General features: G+C 70.4%; 18 protein-coding genes. 5 read left to right on the top strand and 13 right to left on the bottom strand.

Annotated features, from left to right (window positions below):
• Positions 1 to 328 precede the first annotated feature (328 nt).
• From JOC24_RS01895 to JOC24_RS01835, 13 genes are all read right to left on the bottom strand, one after another.
• Entirely contained in the window at positions 329 to 721 is a 393-nt protein-coding gene (locus tag JOC24_RS01895) for a YccF domain-containing protein (RefSeq protein ID WP_205018321.1), read from the bottom strand.
• Positions 718 to 1,581, bottom strand: coding sequence for a zinc metalloprotease HtpX (htpX, locus tag JOC24_RS01890; RefSeq protein ID WP_205018320.1), 864 nt, complete (start codon positions 1,579 to 1,581; stop codon positions 718 to 720). Before htpX ends, JOC24_RS01895 begins: the two co-directional genes overlap by 4 nt.
• A gap of 218 nt (positions 1,582 to 1,799) precedes the next feature.
• Entirely contained in the window at positions 1,800 to 2,264 is a 465-nt protein-coding gene (gene mscL / locus JOC24_RS01885; RefSeq protein WP_205018319.1) for a large conductance mechanosensitive channel protein MscL, read from the bottom strand.
• 116 nt (positions 2,265 to 2,380) lie between these two features.
• Complete coding sequence (locus tag JOC24_RS01880; RefSeq protein WP_205018318.1) at positions 2,381 to 3,925, bottom strand: NADH-quinone oxidoreductase subunit N; 1,545 nt, start codon at positions 3,923 to 3,925, stop codon at positions 2,381 to 2,383.
• Positions 3,922 to 5,472: a complex I subunit 4 family protein gene (locus JOC24_RS01875; RefSeq protein WP_205018744.1), complete on the bottom strand. Its 1,551-nt coding sequence runs from the start codon at positions 5,470 to 5,472 to the stop codon at positions 3,922 to 3,924. Before JOC24_RS01875 ends, JOC24_RS01880 begins: the two co-directional genes overlap by 4 nt.
• A 27-nt stretch (positions 5,473 to 5,499) precedes the next feature.
• Positions 5,500 to 7,500: an NADH-quinone oxidoreductase subunit 5 family protein gene (locus tag JOC24_RS01870; protein WP_205018317.1), complete on the bottom strand. Its 2,001-nt coding sequence runs from the start codon at positions 7,498 to 7,500 to the stop codon at positions 5,500 to 5,502.
• The gene (gene nuoK / locus JOC24_RS01865) at positions 7,497 to 7,916 is read right to left on the bottom strand and encodes an NADH-quinone oxidoreductase subunit NuoK (protein WP_205018316.1); all 420 of its coding nucleotides are present in this window, start codon (positions 7,914 to 7,916) and stop codon (positions 7,497 to 7,499) included. Before nuoK ends, JOC24_RS01870 begins: the two co-directional genes overlap by 4 nt.
• Positions 7,916 to 8,617 carry an NADH-quinone oxidoreductase subunit J family protein gene (locus JOC24_RS01860; protein WP_205018315.1) on the bottom strand — a complete coding sequence of 234 codons (702 nt, stop codon included), beginning with the start codon at positions 8,615 to 8,617 and terminating at the stop codon, positions 7,916 to 7,918. The genes nuoK and JOC24_RS01860 overlap by 1 nt, the downstream gene beginning before the upstream one ends.
• Complete coding sequence (locus JOC24_RS01855; protein ID WP_205018314.1) at positions 8,614 to 9,225, bottom strand: NuoI/complex I 23 kDa subunit family protein; 612 nt, start codon at positions 9,223 to 9,225, stop codon at positions 8,614 to 8,616. Before JOC24_RS01855 ends, JOC24_RS01860 begins: the two co-directional genes overlap by 4 nt.
• Positions 9,225 to 10,193 (bottom strand): complex I subunit 1/NuoH family protein, encoded by a 969-nt coding sequence (locus tag JOC24_RS01850; RefSeq protein WP_205018313.1) that lies wholly within the window; start codon positions 10,191 to 10,193, stop codon positions 9,225 to 9,227. The genes JOC24_RS01855 and JOC24_RS01850 overlap by 1 nt, the downstream gene beginning before the upstream one ends.
• Complete coding sequence (locus JOC24_RS01845; RefSeq protein ID WP_205018312.1) at positions 10,190 to 11,566, bottom strand: NADH-quinone oxidoreductase subunit C; 1,377 nt, start codon at positions 11,564 to 11,566, stop codon at positions 10,190 to 10,192. Before JOC24_RS01845 ends, JOC24_RS01850 begins: the two co-directional genes overlap by 4 nt.
• Positions 11,563 to 12,198 (bottom strand): NADH-quinone oxidoreductase subunit B, encoded by a 636-nt coding sequence (locus JOC24_RS01840; RefSeq protein ID WP_205018311.1) that lies wholly within the window; start codon positions 12,196 to 12,198, stop codon positions 11,563 to 11,565. Before JOC24_RS01840 ends, JOC24_RS01845 begins: the two co-directional genes overlap by 4 nt.
• Complete coding sequence (locus JOC24_RS01835; RefSeq protein WP_099173887.1) at positions 12,189 to 12,590, bottom strand: NADH-quinone oxidoreductase subunit A; 402 nt, start codon at positions 12,588 to 12,590, stop codon at positions 12,189 to 12,191. Before JOC24_RS01835 ends, JOC24_RS01840 begins: the two co-directional genes overlap by 10 nt.
• 192 nt (positions 12,591 to 12,782) lie before the next feature.
• Here JOC24_RS01835 and JOC24_RS01830 point away from each other — a divergent pair, with 192 nt between their 5' ends.
• The 5 genes from JOC24_RS01830 (at position 12,783) to JOC24_RS01810 (ending at position 19,675) form a co-directional block, all read left to right on the top strand.
• Positions 12,783 to 13,982, top strand: coding sequence for a sensor histidine kinase (locus tag JOC24_RS01830; RefSeq protein WP_205018310.1), 1,200 nt, complete (start codon positions 12,783 to 12,785; stop codon positions 13,980 to 13,982).
• A 209-nt stretch (positions 13,983 to 14,191) separates the two neighbouring features.
• A complete protein-coding gene (locus JOC24_RS01825) occupies positions 14,192 to 15,538 on the top strand; it encodes a sensor histidine kinase (RefSeq protein WP_205018309.1) in 1,347 nt (448 codons plus the stop codon).
• Between the two features lie 206 nt (positions 15,539 to 15,744).
• Positions 15,745 to 16,404, top strand: a complete 660-nt coding sequence (locus JOC24_RS01820; RefSeq protein ID WP_205018743.1) for a response regulator transcription factor — start codon at positions 15,745 to 15,747, stop codon at positions 16,402 to 16,404.
• A gap of 273 nt (positions 16,405 to 16,677) precedes the next feature.
• Positions 16,678 to 18,624, top strand: coding sequence for a 2-oxoacid:acceptor oxidoreductase subunit alpha (locus JOC24_RS01815; RefSeq protein WP_205018308.1), 1,947 nt, complete (start codon positions 16,678 to 16,680; stop codon positions 18,622 to 18,624).
• On the top strand, positions 18,617 to 19,675 hold the full coding sequence (locus tag JOC24_RS01810) for a 2-oxoacid:ferredoxin oxidoreductase subunit beta (protein WP_205018307.1): 1,059 nt from the start codon (positions 18,617 to 18,619) through the stop codon (positions 19,673 to 19,675). The genes JOC24_RS01815 and JOC24_RS01810 overlap by 8 nt, the downstream gene beginning before the upstream one ends.
• Position 19,676 lies beyond the last annotated feature (1 nt).

The raw sequence follows: 19,676 nt of genomic DNA, 5'->3' as shown, positions 1-19,676 counted from the left end.
CCGTCACTTGTTCCTGCAAGCCAAGACGCCTGCGGGGACGGGTACGGTTGCCGGCCGGGCGCTTGGACCAGCGCTCCGACCGCTCTGGTCCGCCGGATCGAGAGGCTCCGGGCAACGCGGATCCCTGGCTCACCCTGTTGTGGGCCACCGGCCGCGGCGAACTGCCGGGGCACCCTCGTCCCACCACGTGGCGCTCGGACAGCACACCGCGGTCATAGGCGGAGGTCGGCTTCTGCGGCCGGACCGGTGATCGTGCCCTTACCGCGGCGGGCGTGCGCCGGGCCACCCGCCCCGACCGGCAACCCGGCGAACCCGCGCGGTCACGGCACTAGCGGGTGGCGAACGGCTGGTCCGTGCGGACGATCTCCTTGCCGAAGGGCATCAGCGAGACCGGGATGAGCTTGAAGTTCGCGATGCCCAGCGGGATGCCGATGATCGTGACGCACAGGGCGATGCCGGTGAAGATGTGGCCGAGCGCGAGCCACCAGCCCGCCAGGATCACCCAGAGGACGTTGCCGATGAGGGAGCCGCCTCCGGCGTCACGACGGTCGACGACGGTGTAGCCGAAGGGCCAGAGGGCGTAGACACCGATGCGGAACGCGGCCAAGCCGAAGGGGATGCCGATGATCGTGATGCAGAGCAGGAGGCCCGCGGCCAGGTAGCCGAGGAACATCCAGAGTCCGCACAGGACCAGCCATATGACGTTCAGAATTGTCTTCACGGTCGATACCCTGCCATCTGCTCGAGTCGGGCGATGCGTTCGGCCATGGGCGGGTGCGTGGAGAACATCTTGGACATGCCCTGGCCGGGACGGAACGGGTTCGCGATCATCATGTGACTCGCGGTCTCGATCCGTGGTTCGGGTGGGAGGGGCAGTTGCTTGGTCCCGGCGTCGAGCTTGCGCAGCGCGGACGCCAGGGCGAGGGGGTCACCGGTGAGCTGAGCCCCGGACGCGTCGGCCTGGTACTCGCGGGAGCGGCTCACCGCGAGCTTGATCACGGAGGCGGCGAGAGGGCCGAGAATCATGATCAGCAGCATTCCGAGGAGGCCGGGGCCGTCGTCGTCGTCGGACCGGCCGACGGGGATGAGCCACGCGAAGTTGACCAGGAACATGACGACCGAGGCGAGGGCACCCGCGACGGACGAGATGAGGATGTCGCGGTTGTAGACGTGGCTCAGCTCGTGGCCGAGGACCCCGCGCAGTTCGCGCTCGTCGAGGATCTGCAGGATGCCCTCGGTGCAGCACACGGCGGCGTTGCGCGGGTTCCGGCCGGTGGCGAAGGCGTTGGGCGCCTGGGTCGGGGAGATGTAGAGCCGGGGCATGGGCCGGCGGGCCGCCGTCGAGAGCTCGCGGACGGTGCGGTAGAGCTGCGGTGCCTCGAATTCGCTGACCGGGCGTGCCCTCATGGCGCGCAGGGCGAGCTTGTCGCTGTTCCAGTACGCGTAGGCGTTGGTGGCGAGCGCGACGAGGAGGGCCACGATCAGGCCGGTCCGTCCGAAGAAACTGCCGATGACGATGATGAGGGCCGAAAGGCCCCCGAGGAGTACAGCGGTTTTCAGCCCGTTGTGCCGGCGGTGCACGGTACGCCCTCCAAGTGGTGCAGCAGGGGAACCCTTGCTCAGTGGTGCTCCACTCCCCAGTGGAGCCTCCCTAACGGGTCAACGCGAGGCGGAGGGAGCTAGTTCCCTTGTGCGAGGTGGCCGGCGGCACAGACGGCAGGGGCGGATCCGGGAGGATCCGCCCCTGGGCCGTACGGGTGGACGTGTCCGCGCGGGCCCGTGGGGCCGGCGGACGTGGGTCAGCGCTGCGCGGGGAGTCCCGCGAGCGCGCGGGCCTCGGCGTCCGGCTCGACGTCGCTCGTGCAGTGGGCGCAGCGGGTGGCGATGGAGGGGATCTCGGTGAAGCAGCGGGGGCAGTCGCGCAGGGCGGCCTTGATGTCGGCCTTCTGCTCCTCCTCCTTCGCCGTGAAGCGGTTCTGCACCTTGGCCATGGGCAGGACGACGAGGAAGTAGAGGACCGCGGCGGTGATGACGAAGGCGATGGCGGCGCTGATGAAGAGGCCGTAGGGGAACTCGACGCCGTCGACGGTGTACGAGGCCTTGCTGAAGTCGCCCGTACCCCGTGTGAAGAGGCCGATCAGCGGCACGATGAACGCGTTGCTGAAGCCGGTGACGACGGCGGTGAAGGCGGCTCCCACGGCGAGGCCGATGGCCATGGAGATGACGTTCCCGCGAAGGATGAAGTCCTTGAACCCGTTCAGCACCGCTCTGGCTCCTCTGTGCTCTTCGTGTGCGCTCGTCCCGCGCCCCTGTTTGCGTGACGCGTGCACGCATGACCATGCCCTGTGCGTGGGTGCGCGGGCAAGCTGGTCCGGGCCGGTCAGAAGAGGCTGACGGCGGCGAAACGGAGGATGAGCTGGGGGGCGCCGGACAGTGTGATTCCGGCTACGGCGGTGAGGACGATCGCCAGGGTGAGCGGCGCGGGGACCCGGTGCCGGTGTGCCGTGGGCGCCGCTTCCGCCGCCTCCGCGGCCGGGTCGGCCTCCGGAGCCCTGAAGAGCGCGGCGGTCCACTGGAGGTAGTAGTAGAGCGCGATCACCACGTTGACGGCCATGACGACGGCGAGCCAGCCGAGCCCGGCGTCGACGGCTGCGGAGAAGACCGTCACCTTGGCGAAGAGGCCGATGATGCCGGGGGGCAGGCCCGCCAGGCAGAGCAGGAAGAAGCCCATGGCGAGCGCGGCCAGTGGGCGGGTGGCGTACAGGCCGCGGTAGTCGCTGAGGCGGTTCGAGGGGTGGCTGCGGGCTACGAGGGCGGCGACCGCGAAGGCCCCGAAGTTCACCACGGCGTACATCAGGGCGTAGGCGACGGTGGAGCCGATCCGGTCGTCGCCCGAGTACGCGGCGGCGGCGATCGGCACGAGGAGGTAGCCGGCCTGGCCGACGGACGACCAGGCGAGGAGGCGTACGGCGCTCCGGGCGCGGGTGGCGGTCTGCCGGAGCGCGGCGACGTTACCGACGGTCATGGTGAGCGCGGCGATGACGGCCAGGGCGGGGCCCCAGACGTCGGCGTACGACGGGAAGCCGATGACCGTGACGAGGACGAGGCCGGAGAACCCGACGGCCTTGCCGACGACGGACAGGTAGGCGGCGATGGGGAGCGGGGCCCCCACGTAGGTGTCGGGTACCCAGAAGTGGAACGGTGCGGCGGCCGTCTTGAAGGCGAAGCCGACGAGAGTGAGGACGACGCCCGCCTCGGCGAGGGTCGTGAATCCGCCGGGTACGTCGTCGAGGCGCGCGGCGATCTCCGTGAGGTGCATGGTGCCGGTGGTCGCGTAGACGAAGCTGACGCCCAGGAGCATGACGGCGGTGGCGACGACGGAGGAGAGGAAGAACTTCAGGGCCGCTTCGGAGGACCGCCGGTCGCCGCGCTTGATGCCGACGAGGGCGAAGGCGGGGAGCGAGGCGACTTCGAGGGCCACGACGAGGGTGGCGAGGTCGCGGGCCGCGGGCAGGAGAGCGGCTCCGGCCGCGGAGGCCAGCAGCAGGAACCAGAACTCGCCCGCGGGGAGCTTGCGTGTGTCGCCGATCGACAGCAGCGCGGTCAGCAGGGCCCCGCCGAGCACGAGGGCCTGGATGACGAGTGCGAAGTGGTCGGCTGTGTAGCTGCAGGCCTGGGTGCCGTCGGTGAGGCAGAAGGTGGAGCGGTCCCCCGCGCGCAGCGGGACGAGTACGGCGAGCGCGGCGACGAGCCCGGCGACGGCTCCGTAGCCGAGGAGCGGTTTGTGCCGTTCGCCGGTGAAGAGGTCGGCGACGAGGACGAGCAGGGCCACGGACGCCGCGATGACGGGAGGTGCGATCGCGAGCCAGTCGACGGACTGGACGAGGCTTGCCGCCCCGGTTGCGCTGTCGGCTGCCACGGTCACGACTTGCCTCCTGCGAGGAGCTTCTGCACGGCCGGGTCGGTGAGGCCGAGGAGGACGGCGGGCCAGAGTCCGGCGAGGACGGTGAGGGCTGCGAGGGGGGTCCAGGCGGCGAACTCGTAGGTCTGGATGTCGGCGACCGGCTGCGGCTCTTCGCGCCTCTCGCCCATGCAGACGCGGCGTACGACGAGGAGCATGTACGCGGCCGTGAGCAGGGTCCCGAAGGCGCCGATGGACATGAAGGTGAGGAAGGCGGCGCGGTTGAGTCCTTCGGCGGGGTCGAAGGCGCCGAACAGCGTGAGCATCTCTCCCCAGAATCCTGCGAGGCCGGGCAGTCCGAGCGAGGCGACGGCGGCGAAGGCGAGGAGGCCGCCGAGCCGGGGGGCGCGCCCGTAGAGAGCGGCCCCGGTGGCGCCGGCGAGGGTGTCGAGGTCCGCGGTGCCGTAGCGGTCCTTGACGGCGCCGACCAGGAAGAACAGCAGGCCGGTGATGAGGCCGTGGGCGATGTTCGCGAAGAGCGCGCCGTTCACACCGGTGGGGGTCATGGTCGCGATGCCGAGCAGCACGAAGCCCATGTGGCCCACGGAGGAGTAGGCGATGAGGCGCTTGAGGTCGCCCTTGGCGCCGGGGCGGGCGAGGGCGAGGCACGCGAGGGAGCCGTAGATGATCCCGACGACGGCGAACGCCGCGAGGTACGGCGCGAAGGTCTGCATCCCGTCGGGGGCGACGGGGAGCAGGATGCGGACGAACCCGTACGTCCCCATCTTCAGCATCACGCCGGCGAGAAGGACGGAGCCGACGGTCGGAGCGGCGGTGTGGGCGTCGGGCAGCCAGCTGTGCAGGGGCCACATGGGGGTCTTCACGGCGAGGCCGATCCCTACGGCCAGTACGGCGATGACCTGCACGGACGCGGTGAGGCCCCGGCCGTTGTCAGTGGCGAGTGCCACCATGTCGAACGTGCCGCTCTTCAGTCCGATGAGGAGCAGCCCGAGCAGCATGACCACGGAACCGAGCAGCGTGTAGAGGATGAACTTCCAGGCGGCGGCCTGCTTCCGGTCGCCGCCCCAGCGGGCGATGAGGAAGTACATCGGGATGAGGACCATCTCGAAGGCGAGGAAGAACAGCAGCAGGTCGAGGACGGCGAAGGTCGCGAGGGTACCGGACTCGAGGACGAGGACCAGAGCGACGAAGGCCTTCGGGGAGGGGCCTGCGGGGAGCTTGAAGTAGCTGTAGAGGGCGCAGAGGAACGTCAGCAGCGCGGTCAGCACGAGGAGGGGGAGCGAGATGCCGTCGGTGCCGAGGTGGATCCGGACGTCGAGTGCCGGGATCCAGCTGATGTCGGTGGTGGCCTGCATCTTCGACGGGTGGTCGTGGTCGAAGCCCGCGGCGAGGACGAGGACGGCGAGGAGGACGGCGCCGGTGACGGTCACGCCGTGGCGGAGCACGGCCTGGTCGGGGTTCCTTCCCTTGAGCCCGGGCGGGGCGGGCAGGAGCGCGGCGACCGCGCCGAGAAGCGGGGCGACGACGACGAACGCCAGGAGGAACTGCATCACGGATGCGCTGATATCGAACACGGCTCACGCCCCGGCGTAGACGTTGGCAAAGACGACGGCGGCGATCGCCAGGACAAGGGTTCCGGCGAGCAGGGCGCCGAGGTAGGTCTGCACGTTGCCGGTCTGGGCGCGGCGGACCAGGGTGCCGAGTCCGCGGGCGATGCTGCCCGAGCCGCGTACGTAGGTGTCGACGACCTCACGGTCCAGGAAGCGGACGAGCCGGGCGGCGGCTCCCACGGGCCGGACGAACAGCGCCGTGTACAGGGCGTCGAGGTGGAAGCCGGTGACCGCGTGGCGGTGCAGCGGGCCCAGCAGGAGCCTGCCGGGGTCGGAGGGGTCCGGAGCATCCGCGATGGTGCCGTACGCCGCGGTGTGCGAGGCGATGGCCTCGGCCTCCACCAGGGCGGGTTCGGCGTCCGGATGTGCGGCGACCGCACCGACCGGGGGTCGGTCGGCGAGGGCCGTGGTGTGGCGCCACGCACCGTAGGTGACGAGCCCGCCGACGAGGCCGACGCCGGTGGAGAGGACGGCGGTCGTGAGGGAGGGAGCGAGGCTGTGTCCGTCGAACCAGTCGATGAGGACACCGGTGGTGAGGCCGAAGGCGATCGTGGGGACGGCGAGCACCCAGAGGACGGAGGTCATCGCGACGGGCTGCCTGCCGTGGTCGGCGGCCTCGGGGCCGCGCCCTCGGAACGCCAGGAGCCAGAGTCGGGTGGCGTAGGCGGCGGTGAGGACCGCGGCGGCGAGTCCGGCGACCAGGATCGTCCAGCCGGCCGCTGCCGGGGCGAGGTCGCGGTCACCGAAGGCGGTGTGCTCGGCGGCGACGAGAACGGCTTCCTTGGAGAAGAAGCCGGCGAACGGGGGGATGGCGGCGAGTGCCAGGAGGGCGACGGTCATCGTCCAGTAGGCGTCGGGGATGCGCTTGGCCAGCCCGCCCATGCGGGACATGGCGGCGAGTGAGTTCGTGCCCGCCGCGTGGATGACGACGCCCGCCGCGAGGAAGAGGACGGCCTTGAAGGCACCGTGGGACAGGAGGTGGAAGACGGCGGCTCCACGGTCGCCGACGGCCAGGGCGCCGGACATGTAGCCGAGCTGGCCGATCGTGGAGTAGGCGAGGACGCGCTTGATGTCGTCCTGCGCGAGTGCGGCGAGTCCGGAGCCGATCATCGTCACGGCCGCCATCACCGCGAGGACGACGAGGGCTGCGCCGGAGGCGGCGAAGACGGGAAGGAGCCGGGCCACGAAGTAGATACCGGCGGCGACCATCGTCGCGGCGTGGATCAGCGCGGAGACGGGGGTGGGGCCGGCCATCGCGTCGGGCAGCCAGGTGTGCAGGGGGAACTGCGCGGACTTGCCCGCGACTCCGGCGAGGAGCAGCAGGGCGATGAGGGTGGGGTGGTCGAGTCCGCCGTTGTTCACGGCGGCCAGGATGCCGGTGATGCGGAAGGTGCCGGTGTCCGCGGCGAGCGCGAACAGGCCGATGAGGAAGGGGACGTCGCCGAGTTTGGTGACGAGGAATGCCTTGAGGGAGGCCGCGCGGGCTTCGGGGGTCTCCCAGTAGTGGCCGACGAGGAAGTACGAGCAGATGCCCATGATCTCCCAGCCGACCAGGAGCACCATGAGGTCGCCGGAGTAGACGACGAGCAGCATCGCGGAGGTGAAGAGGGAGACGAGCGCCGCGTACGAGGGGTATCGGGCGTCGTTCTTCAGATACGCCGTCGAGTAGATCTGTACGCAGGTGGCGACGAGCCCGACGAGGACGGCGACGAGAACGGCGAAGCCGTCCAGGTGCAGGGCCAGGTCGATCGGGACCGAGCCGGTGGGGGTCAGCTGGGTCGCGGCGTCGATGGGCCGGCCGCCGGCCTGCCGTGCGGCGACGACGACCGCGATGACGGTCGCGGCGAGGGTCGGCAGGACGGCGAGGGGACGGACGAAGCCGGGCGCGGTCCGGCCCAGGAGGAGTCCTGCGGCCGCTCCGAGGAAGGGGAGGAGGGGGACGAGGACGGCGAGGGTCGTGGTGGTCACGCGGTGGCCTCTGCCTTCTTTGCCTTCCCTGCCGGAGCAGTGGCCTGGTCTGCGGTGGTGTCCCGGTCGGCTTCGCCGTCGTAGCCGTCGGGGAGCGCTTCGGCGTCGTCGGTCTCGGCTGTGTCGCGGAGGCGGTCGATGTCCGAGCTGCCGCGGTTGCGGTAGACCGCCAGGACGATCGCCAGTCCGATGCCGATCTCGGCCGCGGCGATGGCGATCGTGAAGAGGGTGAGGGCCTGTCCCGCGTGGAGTGCGTCGCGGAGCCAGACGTCGAAGGCGACCAGGTTGAGGTTGACGGCGTTGAGCATGAGCTCGACGGACATCAGGACGAGGATCGCGTTGCGGCGGGCGAGCACTCCGTACAGCCCGGTGCAGAAGAGGAGGACGGCGAGGACGGCGGGATAGGCGAGGTGCATCAGCTCTTGTCCTCCCGGTCGGTGACGGGCCGTTCCGTGCGGCTGCCCGGCGCATCCGTGCGGTTCGGCGCGCCCCGGCCCGTGCCCTTCAGGCTCCGGGGGCCCTGACTGTTCCGGGGACCCTGACTGTCCTGACGGCCCTCGCGCTCCTTGGGGTCGTTGCGGTCCTTGCGGGACAGGACGATCGCGCCCACGAGGGCGGCGAGCAGCAGGACGGACAGGGCCTCGAAGGGCAGCACCCAGTGCCGGAAGAGGAATTCCCCGGAGGCCTTGGTGGAGCCCTGGGCGGGGCCGTCCAGATCGATCCAGGTCGTACGGAAGGCGTCCACGACGACCCAGACGAGGGCACCGGCGGCGGCGACCGAAGCGCCGAGGGCGATCCACCGGTTGCCCGAATCGGCGTCCGGGGAGCGGCCGATGGGGGCTCTGGTGAGCATCAGCCCGAAGAGGAGGAGGACCACGACGGAACCGACGTAGATGAGGACCTGCACCCAGGCGATGAACTCGGCCGTGAGCAGGAGGTACTCGACCGCCACACCGCCGAGCGCCACGACGAGCCAGAGGGCGGCGTGTACGAGTTGCCTGGTGGTGACGGTGATGAGGGCTGCGCCGAGGGTGGCGATCCCGACCAGGACGAAGGCGATCTCGACGCCGGTCGGTGAGAGGAAGCCGGGGTGGCCGGCGGTGGCCGCGAGGGTCACTCCTGGCCCTCCTGTTCCGCTGTCCGGTCCGGCCGGGCTGCCTGCGCCTCCTGGGCTGCCTGGGCCTCTCGTGCCTGCTGGGCTTCCTGGGCCTGGAGCTTGTCCGCCGTCTTGCGGGCTGCGGCGATCTCCTTGGGCTCCTCCGCCGCCGGGTCGAGCGCGGGCGGTTCGGGGACGGTCCACATCCACTCGCGGAGCTTGTCGCGCTCGTGGGTGAGTTCGTGGATGTCCGTCTCCGCGTACTCGAACTCGGGCGACCAGAAAAGGGCGTCGAAGGGACACACCTCGATGCAGATACCGCAGTACATGCACAGCGCGAAGTCGATCGCGAAGCGGTCCAGGACGTTGCGGCTGCGCTCGCGGCCGCCCGGTGCGGCCGGGGGCACCGTCTCCTTGTGGGAGTCGATGTAGATGCACCAGTCGGGGCACTCACGGGCGCAGAGCATGCAGACCGTGCAGTTCTCCTCGAACAGCCCGATGACGCCCCGGGTGCGGGGCGGCAGTTCGGGCTGGACGTCCGGGTACTGCGCGGTGACCGTGCGCTTCGTCATGGTCCGCAGGGTGACGGCCAGACCCTTGGCCAGGCCTGATCCGGGGATCGGGGGCACTAGTTGATCGCCACCTTCACGATGCCGGTGAGCGCGATCTGCGCGAGGGCGAGGGGGATGAGCGTGGTCCAGGCGAGCTTCTGCAGCTGGTCCTCGCGCAGACGGGGGTAGGTGACCCGGAGCCAGATGACGACGAACGCCAGAACACCGGTCTTGAGCAGGGTCCAGACCCAGCCGAGGCCGTCGGCGCCGAGCGGTCCGTGCCATCCGCCGAGGAAGAGGACGGTGGTCAGACCGCACAGGACGACGATTCCGGCGTACTCGGCGAGCAGGAACAGGGCGAAGCGGAGACCCGTGTACTCGGTGTACGCGCCGAAGATGATCTCGGAGTCGGCGACCGGCATGTCGAAGGGCGGGCGCTGGAGTTCGGCGAGCCCCGCCACGAAGAAGACCAGTGCGCCGACGATCTGCCAGGGCAGCCACCACCACTGGAAGGCGTCGAGGATGCCGGGGAGCGAGACCGTACCGGCTGCCATGGCCACTGAGGCGGCGGCGAGCAGCATCGGGAGTTCGTAGGCGAGCAGCTGCGCGGCGGTGCGGAGACCACCGAGGAGGGAGAACTTGTTGGCCGAGGCCCAGCCCGCCATCAGTGAGCCGAGCACGCCGACACCCATGACGGCGAGCACGAAGAAGATGCCCGCGTCGACGACCTGACCGACCGCTCCCTCACCGGGGCCGATCGGGATCGCCACGATCACGAGGAGGTACGGGAGCAGAGCGACGGCGGGGGCCAGCTGGAAGATCCGACGGTCCGCGTCGGCAGGTACGACGTCTTCCTTCTGCGCGAACTTCACCCCGTCCGCGACGAGCTGGGCCCAGCCGTGGAAGCCACCCGCGTACATGGGGCCGAGGCGACCCTGCATGTGGGCCATCACCTTGTGTTCCGCCTGTCCCACGACGAGGGGAACGACCATGAACACTGCAAAGACGATGACGAGGCGGAGGGCGACGTCGAGTACGTCGTTCACGCGGTATCGCCTCCGGCGGGGCGGCCGGGACCGGCGGAACGATCGGTCCGGGACGGGGAATCGGACTCGGAACCAGGCTCGCGATCGGACTCCGGCCCGCGATCAGGCCCGGGATCGGCTTCGGGCTCGCGATCAGGTCCGGGCTCCGGCGCGCGATCGGGCTCGGGCTCGCGACCGGGGCCGGGAGCGCCGTCGGGGACGGCTCGGCCGGCCGCACCCTGCGCAGGCGCGTCCGAAGACTGTCCGGGCTCGACCGCCGGTGCGTCCTCCGCCTGCTGCCCGGATTCCGGGGCCCGCTCGGGCTCGGTAACGGCCTCCGACGGCTGCTCGGCTTCCGGCGCCGACACGGCCTCCGGCTGCTGCGGAGCCTCCGTCTCGGGCGCGGTCTCCGACGGCTGTGGGGCCTCCGGCGGAGCAGCCGGTGCCGGCTTCTGCTCCGGGGATTCACCGAAGGCCGGGCGGGCGTCGTGCCAGGGTGCGTCCGCACTGCCGGCCGCACCCTTCGCGCCGCCGCCGCTTCGAGTTGCACCGGCGGACGGAGCGCCCGCGGGAGGCGCGGGCGCCGGGCCGGTGGCCTGGGCCGCCGAGCCCTGGGAGGCGCTGCGGGTGCGGCGCGGCGGAGCCGTCTGCGGGGCCTCCGCCGCGTCCGGGGCGCCCGCGGCGCCCTGTGCGGTTGCGGGCCGCTGTGCCGCCGAGCCCTCGCTCGCGCTGCGGGCCCGGCGCGCCGGTCGGTCGCCGGCCGCGCCCGCCGCACGGGCCCCTCGGGCCGGGCGGGCCGGGGCGGGCGGGAGCTGGCCCTTGAGCGGGCCCCATTCGTTGGGGTCGGGTACACCAGGCGGCAGCATGGTGCGCCGCTTGGGCCCGCCGTGCTCGGACTCGCCGGGCTCTTTCGCCCCCGGCCATGCCTTGGCGACGCGGGCGGCCAGGACGAAGTCCTTGCGCAGCGGGTGGCCCTCGAAGCTCTCCGGCAGCAGCAGGGGGACCAGATGCGGATGGTCGTCGAAGGCGACGCCGAACATCTCGTACGTCTCGCGCTCGTGCCAGGCGGCGCCCGCGTAGACGCCGATGGCGGTGGGCAGGGCGGCCGCGTCGTGCGGGACGGTCGTACGGACCAGCAGGCGCCGTACCGTGCCGACGCCGAGGGCCACGACGTGGGCGCAGACGCGGAAGCCGGTGCCCGGTTCGTCGACGGCGCTCAGCCAGTCGAAGTAGGTGCAGCCCAGCTCGTCGCGGGCCGTTTCGAGGGCCGTGATCCAGGAGGCGGCGGGGACGTCGACGGTGAGCAGGTCGTAGGCGTACGCGGCGGTTGCGTCCGGGCCGAAGACGTCCGTGACGGCGTCGGGCAGCCGGTCGTAGGTGTCCGGGGCGGTCACGTCCGCTCCTCCCCCGGCGTCTTCGGCGCTGCGACGAGACCGCTGCGCAGGGCCGCGGCCGAGGGCCGGGCCGTGTCCTCGGTGGTGTACCGCTCGGCGAGCGATTCCCGGGCGATCTTCTCCTGGAGCTTGAGGATGCCCTGGAGGAGCGCCTCGGGCCGGGGCGGGCAGCCGGGCACGTAGACGTCGACGGGAATGATCTGGTCCACGCCCTTCGTGACGGAGTACGAGTCCCAGTACGGTCCGCCGCAGTTGGAGCAGGCGCCGAAGGAGATGACGTACTTCGGTTCGGGCATCTGCTCGTAGAGCCGCTTCACGGCCGGGGCCATCTTGTCCGTCACCGTGCCGGACACGACCATCAGGTCGGCCTGCCGGGGGCCGGGCGCGAAGGGGATGACGCCGAGCCGGATGAAGTCGTGCCGTGCCATGGACGCGGCGATGAATTCGATGGCACAGCAGGCGAGTCCGAAGTTGAAGACCCAGAGGCTGTAGCGGCGGCCCCAGTTGAGGACCACCTTCATCGGCTCGGGCGCGAGCCGGGACAGTACGCCGAGCTTCTTCGGCCCGGGCAGCGGCGTCGGGTCGGGCAGCGACACGGGGGGTTCGGGGTTCGGCCGGCTCGTCACGCCCATTCGAGGACGCCCTTCTTCCATGCGTAGAGCAGTCCCACGGCCAGGAAACCGAGGAAGATGAACATCTCCACCAGCGTCGTCGCCCCGTAGCCCGGGGCCGCGAACACGGTCGCCCACGGGAACAGGAAGATCGAGTCGACGGCGAAGATCACGTACAGGAAGGCGTACACGTAGTAGCGGACCTGGGTGTGGGCCCAGCCCTCCCCCACGGGGTCCACGCCGCACTCGTACGTGAGGAGTTTCTCCGGCGTCGGGACCACGGGCCTCAGCAGTCGGCCGGCCCCGAAGGCGACGGCGACGAACACCACGCCCACCAGGGCGAGCAGCCCGACCACTGAGTAGCTCTGGAAGTAGTCCGACGCGAGAACGGTCGGTCCCGGCACGTCCGCCACGTCCGTCCCTCGCTCCCTCAACCTGTCCGACGGTCTGTACGCACGGGAGTCTAGGCCCTGTCAAAGAGACGGTAAGCAGCCCCGTCGCACAACGGGTGGGACGGGAGGTGCGGGGCGAGGTGGGGTTATCCCTACCGCGCGGCACCCACGAACCCCATGGCGTGGGAGTCCCCGGCCCGGCACGCTGGTCGTATGACCATGAGCCCCTCCCTGCCGGACAACGACCGGCCGCCGCCCGCGCGCTTCGCCTTCGACCGGTGGACGTGGAAGGAGATCGCGTATCTCCTGGCCAACCTGCCGATGGCGATCGCCGGATTCGTGTACACCGTGTTCCTGATCGGCGTGGGTGCCGGGCTCTCCGTCACCGTGATCGGGCTGCCGCTGCTCGTGCTGGGGCTGCACGGGGCGCGTGGTCTCGGCCGGGCCGAGCGCGGCCGGGCCCGGGGCATGCTCGGGGTGCGGGTCGAGGAGCCGAGCCCGATGGCGCGGAGCCGCCGCGAGCAGGGCTTCTTCGCCTGGCTGTGGGCGGGTCTGAAGGACCCGGTGGGATGGCGGGCGTTGCTGTACTCGTTCATCCGGCTGCCGTGGGGCGTGGCGACGTTCGCCGTGACGCTGGTGAGCCTGTTCGTCCTCTGGCCCGTACTCCCTTACCTGGCGCGCGGGCTGACGAACGTGGACCGGGCGATGGCGCGGGGACTGCTCTCGCCCTCCGACGAGCTCGAGCGCAGGATCCACGAGCTGGAGTCGGACCGGGGTGTGGTCGTGGACACCGCAGCCGCGGACCTGCGCCGCATCGAACGCGACCTCCACGACGGCGCACAGGCCCGGCTCGTCGCCCTCGCCATGGGCCTGGGGCTGGCGAAGGAGAAACTCACCGACGACCCCGAAGCCGCCGCCCGCATGGTCGACGAAGCCCACGGCGAGGTCAAGGTCGCCCTCCAGGAACTCCGCGACCTCGCCCGCGGCATCCACCCCGCCGTCCTCACCGACCGCGGCCTCGACGCCGCACTCTCCGCCATCGCCTCCCGCTGCACCGTCCCCGTCAACGTCACGGTGGACCTGGACTCACGCCCCGCACAGGCCATCGAGGGCATCGCCTACTTCACCGTCTCCGAACTCCTCCAGAACGTCAGCAAGCACGCCCGGGCCGGCACGGCGTCGGTCGACGTACGGCGGTCCGGCGACCGGCTGATGATCCGGGTCCGGGACGACGGGCGGGGCGGTGCGCGGCTCGACGGGGGTACGGGCATGTCGGGACTGGCGGAGCGGCTGGGTGCGGTCGACGGGCTGTTCGTCCTGGACTCCCCCGAGGGCGGCCCCACCACGGTCACCGCCGAGCTTCCCTGGCGCGATCGCGCGGACACCACGGCCAGGCCGGTCGGAGCGGTGTGACCCAGCCGGCCGCCGGGCGGGGAACCGTCGGACGTGTTCCTCCCCTGGTGGGGAAAACCCCCTGTCGGACACGGAGACCGTCCCCATGGTGGCGCGGCCCCCGGCACAGGAGTCTTGAGGTATCGGCCGCGAATCGGCCTGCGGGGAGTCCCCGCTCCCGAAGACCCCGCGGGAAGCCCCCGCTCGGAAGAAACGGACGGACGCCACTGATGGCCACCGCATACGGACCGGACACGCGGAACCACCACGGCACCGGAGCGGGCGGCCACCCCCCGGCGAAGCACCTCCTCCCCGCGGCTCTGCGTGCGCCGTTCGAGGCACGCACGTGGCGCGAACTGGCCTACGTGCTCCTGAGCCTGCCGATCGGCGTGGTGCTGTTCTGCTGCGCGGTCACCATGGTGTCGCTGGGGCTCGGCATGCTGATCACCTTCCTCGGCATTCCGATACTCGCGGCCGGCCTGGTGATGTGCCGCGGTTTCGGCGCCCTGGAGCGGGGCCGGGCGCGCGCTCTGCTGAAGCTCGATGTCGCGGATCCCGCGCCGGTGCGGGGAACGGGCGGCGTGATGTCCTGGGTCGGCGCCGTACTGAGGAGCGGGGTGTCCTGGCGGCACCTCCTCTACGCGGTGCTGCACATGCCGTGGGCGACGGTGGCGTTCGCCGTCGCGGTGAACTTCTGGGCGTACGGCTGGGCCGCGTTCAGCTATCCGCTGTGGCGCTGGGTGTTCCCGGCCTACGCGGGGATCGACGGCATCCAGCTCTACGGCGACAGCACGCACCAGGTCTATCTCGACTCGCCCTTCGAGATGGCGGTCACCAGTGCGTTCGGCCTGGCTCTCGTGCTGATCACGCCGTGGATCATCCGCGGTCTGGTGTCCGTGGACCGGTTGATGGTCCTGGGCCTGCTCGGCCCCTCCCGGCTGGCCACCAGGGTCTCGGAGCTGGAGTCGGACCGGGGTGTGGTCGTGGACACCGCAGCCGCGGACCTGCGCCGCATCGAACGCGACCTCCACGACGGCGCACAGGCCCGGCTCGTCGCCCTCGCCATGGATCTGGGGCTGGCGAAGGAGAAACTCACCGACGACCCCGAAGCCGCCGCCCGCATGGTCGACGAAGCCCACGGCGAGGTCAAGGTCGCCCTCCAGGAACTCCGCGACCTCGCCCGCGGCATCCACCCCGCCGTCCTCACCGACCGCGGCCTCGACGCCGCACTCTCCGCCATCGCCTCCCGCTGCACCGTCCCCGTCAACGTCACGGTGGACCTGGACTCACGCCCCGCACAGGCCATCGAGGGCATCGCCTACTTCACCGTCTCCGAACTCCTCCAGAACGTCAGCAAGCACGCCCGGGCCGGCACGGCGTCGGTCGACGTATGGCGTGTGTCGGACCGGCTGATGCTCCAGGTCACCGACGACGGGCGTGGTGGAGCGGGCGTGTCGGGGGGCAGCGGTCTGGCCGGGCTGGCGGAACGGCTGGACGCGGTGGACGGCGTCCTCGTCGTCGACTCCCCCGCGGGCGGTCCGACGACGGTCACGGCCGAACTGCCCTGGCGGGGCTGAGAGTCCGCCTCGCACCAACCGGAGCCGTAGTGCCTCGGCCGCCCTCCCGGCGGCCGGGGCACTACGGCGCGTCCGGTGGCTCCGGAACCGCTGGTGTACGGCCCATCCGGACGCCGATGCTGGAATGCTGGACACACAGGGCTGCGCTCACAACGGCGCACGCAGGAGACACCGACAGTGGGGGACACAAGGTCGTGGAGGAAAGAGTGCGGGTCGTCATCGCCGAGGATTCGGTGCTGCTCCGGGAAGGGCTCACCCGGCTGCTGACCGATCTCGGGCACGACGTCGTCGCGGGGGTGGGGGACGCGGAGGCGCTGCTCAAGACGGTGGCCGACCTCGCGGGGCAGGACGCGCTGCCGGACGTGGTGGTCGCCGACGTACGGATGCCGCCGACGCACACCGACGAGGGCGTGCGGGCCGCGGTGCGGCTGCGCAAGGACTATCCGCACATCGGGGTGCTCGTGCTCTCGCAGTACGTCGAGGAGCAGTACGCCACCGAACTGCTGGCGGGCAGCAGCCGCGGGGTGGGCTATCTCCTGAAGGACCGGGTCGCCGAGGTCAGGGAGTTCGTGGACGCCGTGGTGCGGGTGGCCAAGGGCGGGACCGCCCTGGACCCCGAGGTCGTGGCACAGCTGCTGGGCCGCAGCCGCAAGCAGGACGTGCTGGCGGGGCTCACGCCGCGCGAGCGGGAGGTCCTCGGCCTGATGGCGGAGGGGCGTACGAATTCGGCCGTCGCCCGGCAGTTGGTGGTCAGCGACGGCGCCGTGGAGAAGCACGTCAGCAACATCTTCCTGAAACTCGGCCTGTCACCCAGTGACGGGGATCACCGACGCGTTCTCGCCGTTCTCACTTATCTGAACTCGTGACAAAGGGATGATCTACTCGCGATGATCCGGATGATCCATCGACGGTGAAACAAAACCCCAGATATACGACGAAAGGACGGACGCGAAGGGGAGCCGTTCATCCGGTGAACGCGGGGGCCGGAACACATGGTGGAGCACGACGCGATCATGTCCAAAAACGCGTCCACCATACGACCGGTCCAAGGAAGGCGACCCTTACAGAAGTAGGGTGGGGCCTGGACCGCCGGCGGGTCGGCCGGTCCCGAGCCGCCGCCCCGAGGGAGGTCCAGTTCAGTGACCAGCCAGGTCAGTAGCCCAGCCGGAAAGTCCGATGAGACTGTCGTCGGGGAGCAGCGAGCCCCGCTCATTGATCGCACGGGTGCCACCGAGAAGGAAATCCGCCGCCTGGACCGAGTGATCATCCGTTTCGCGGGTGACTCGGGCGACGGCATGCAGTTGACGGGTGACCGGTTCACGTCCGAGACGGCGTCGTTCGGGAACGACCTGTCGACGCTCCCGAACTTCCCGGCCGAGATCCGGGCGCCCGCCGGGACGCTGCCGGGCGTGTCGTCGTTCCAGCTGCATTTCGCGGACCACGACATCCTGACCCCCGGCGACGCACCGAACGTGCTGGTCGCGATGAATCCCGCCGCACTGAAGGCGAATATCGCCGATGTACCTCGCGGGGCCGACATCATTGTGAACACGGATGAGTTCACGAAGCGTCCGATGGCGAAAGTCGGTTACGCCGAATCCCCTCTCGAGGACGGTTCGCTCGAGGCCTACAACGTGCATCCCGTGCCGTTGACGACGTTGACGATCGAGGCTTTGAAGGAGTTCGGGCTTTCCCGCAAGGAGGCCGAGCGGTCGAAGAATATGTTCGCGCTCGGGCTGTTGTCATGGATGTACAACCGTCCGACCGAGGGGACGGAGGCATTCCTCCGGTCGAAGTTCGCGAAGAAGCCGGCCATCGCCGAGGCGAACGTGGCCGCGTTCCGCGCGGGCTGGAATTTCGGTGAGACGACCGAGGACTTCGCTGTCTCGTACGAGGTGGCACCGGCGTCGAAGGCCTTCCCGACGGGCACGTACCGCAATATCTCGGGGAATCTTGCATTGTCGTACGGGCTGGTGGCGGCGGGCCGGCAGGCGGACCTGCCGGTCTATCTCGGCTCGTATCCGATCACTCCCGCATCCGACATCCTGCACGAACTCAGCAAGCACAAGAACTTCGGCGTGCGGACGTTCCAGGCGGAGGACGAGATCGCCGGCATCGGGGCGGCGCTCGGCGCGTCGTTCGGGGGGTCCCTGGGTGTGACGACCACGTCGGGCCCGGGTGTGGCACTGAAGTCGGAGACGATCGGTCTGGCGGTGTCGCTGGAGCTGCCGCTGCTGATCATCGACATCCAGCGCGGCGGCCCCTCCACCGGCCTGCCGACCAAGACGGAGCAGGCCGATCTGCTTCAGGCCATGTACGGGCGCAACGGTGAGGCACCCGTACCTATCGTGGCGCCCAGGACCCCGGCGGACTGTTTCGACGCGGCGCTGGACGCCGCCCGGATCGCGCTGACCTACCGGACTCCGGTGTTCCTGCTCTCGGACGGGTATCTGGCGAACGGCTCCGAACCGTGGCGGATCCCCGAGGTCGACAGCCTCCCGGACCTGCGGACGCGGTTCGCGACCGGGCCGAACCACGAACTCGCGGACGGCACCGAGGTGTTCTGGCCCTACAAGCGGGACCCGGAGACCTTGGCCCGCCCCTGGGCCGTACCGGGCACCCCGGGCCTGGAGCACCGGATCGGCGGGATCGAGAAGCAGGACGGCACGGGGAACATCTCCTACGATCCGGCCAACCACGACTTCATGGTCCGCACCCGTCAGGCCAAGATCGACGGCATCGAGGTCCCCGACCTGGAGGTCGACGACCCGGCCGGTGCGAGGACCCTGGTGCTGGGCTGGGGTTCGACGTACGGGCCGATCACGGCGGCGGTGCGCCGGCTCCGCGCCGCCGGCGAGATCATCGCACAGGCACATCTGCGCCACCTCAACCCGTTCCCGCGGAATCTCGGTGAGGTGCTCAGGCGTTACGACAACGTCGTCGTCCCGGAGATGAACCTGGGGCAGCTCTCCCTGCTGCTGAGGGCCAAGTACCTCGTGGACGCGCAGAGTTACACCCAGGTCAACGGAATGCCCTTCAAGGCCGAGCAGCTCGCCACAGCCCTCAAGGAGGCCATTGATGCCTGACGCCAACGAACTCCTCCAACTGGTCCCCAAGGCCGAGGGCAAGCAGTCCATGAAGGACTTCAAGTCCGACCAGGAGGTGCGCTGGTGCCCGGGCTGCGGCGACTACGCGGTCCTGGCCGCCGTCCAGGGGTTCATGCCCGAGCTGGGGCTGGCCAGGGAGAACATCACGTTCGTCTCCGGCATCGGTTGCTCGTCCCGCTTCCCGTACTACATGAACACCTACGGGATGCACTCCATCCACGGCCGCGCGCCCTCCATCGCGACGGGTCTGGCCACCTCCCGGCGCGACCTGTCCGTCTGGGTCGTCACCGGTGACGGCGACGCGCTGTCCATCGGCGGGAACCACCTCATCCACGCCCTGCGCCGCAACGTCAACCTCAAGATCCTGCTGTTCAACAACCGGATCTACGGACTCACCAAGGGGCAGTACAGCCCCACCTCCGAGGTCGGCAAGATCACCAAGTCGACGCCGATGGGGTCACTCGACGCCCCCTTCAACCCCGTCTCCCTGGCCCTGGGCGCGGAGGCGACGTTCGTGGCGAGGACGGTCGACTCCGACCGGAAGCACCTCACGAGCGTGCTGCGCGCGGCCGCCGACCACCCGGGCACCGCGCTCGTGGAGATCTACCAGAACTGCAACATCTTCAACGACGGCGCCTTCGAGGTGCTCAAGGACAAGGAGCGGGCGGAGGAGGCGGTCATCCGCCTCGAGCACGGCAAGCCCATCCGCTTCGGCGCCGAGGACTCCAAGGGGGTCGTCCGCGACACGCTCACCGGTGACCTGAGCGTCGTGGCGGTCACCGAGGAGAACCAGTCGCGGATCCTCGTCCACGACGCCCACAACCCCAGCCCCACGACCGCGTTCGCGCTGTCCCGGCTGGCCGACGCGGACACCCTGCACCACACGCCGATCGGCGTCCTGCGGAGCGTGGAACGCCCCGTCTACGACGCGCTCATGTCCGACCAGCTCGACACGGCGGTGGAGCGGCACGGCAAGGGTGATCTCAGCACCCTGCTGACCGGTAACGACACGTGGACCGTGGTCGGCTGAC

This window comes from Streptomyces sp. HB132 (assembly GCF_016909575.1).
In the GTDB taxonomy this organism is placed as follows: domain Bacteria; phylum Actinomycetota; class Actinomycetes; order Streptomycetales; family Streptomycetaceae; genus Streptomyces.
This window is presented reverse-complemented; position numbering and strand designations above follow the sequence as displayed.

Bases quoted from the DNA above. Each gene is read 5' to 3' on its own strand.
- JOC24_RS01875 (WP_205018744.1), bottom strand. From the start codon at position 5,472: ATGCAGTTCCTCCTGGCGTTCGTCGTCGTCGCCCCGCTTCTCGGCGCG.
- nuoK (WP_205018316.1), bottom strand. From the start codon at position 7,916: ATGCACCTCGCCTATCCCGCCGTCCTCGCCGTCCTCCTCTTCTGCACC.
- JOC24_RS01840 (WP_205018311.1), bottom strand. From the start codon at position 12,198: ATGGGCGTGACGAGCCGGCCGAACCCCGAACCCCCCGTGTCGCTGCCC.
- JOC24_RS01830 (WP_205018310.1), top strand. From the start codon at position 12,783: ATGACCATGAGCCCCTCCCTGCCGGACAACGACCGGCCGCCGCCCGCG.
- JOC24_RS01825 (WP_205018309.1), top strand. From the start codon at position 14,192: ATGGCCACCGCATACGGACCGGACACGCGGAACCACCACGGCACCGGA.
- JOC24_RS01810 (WP_205018307.1), top strand. From the start codon at position 18,617: ATGCCTGACGCCAACGAACTCCTCCAACTGGTCCCCAAGGCCGAGGGC.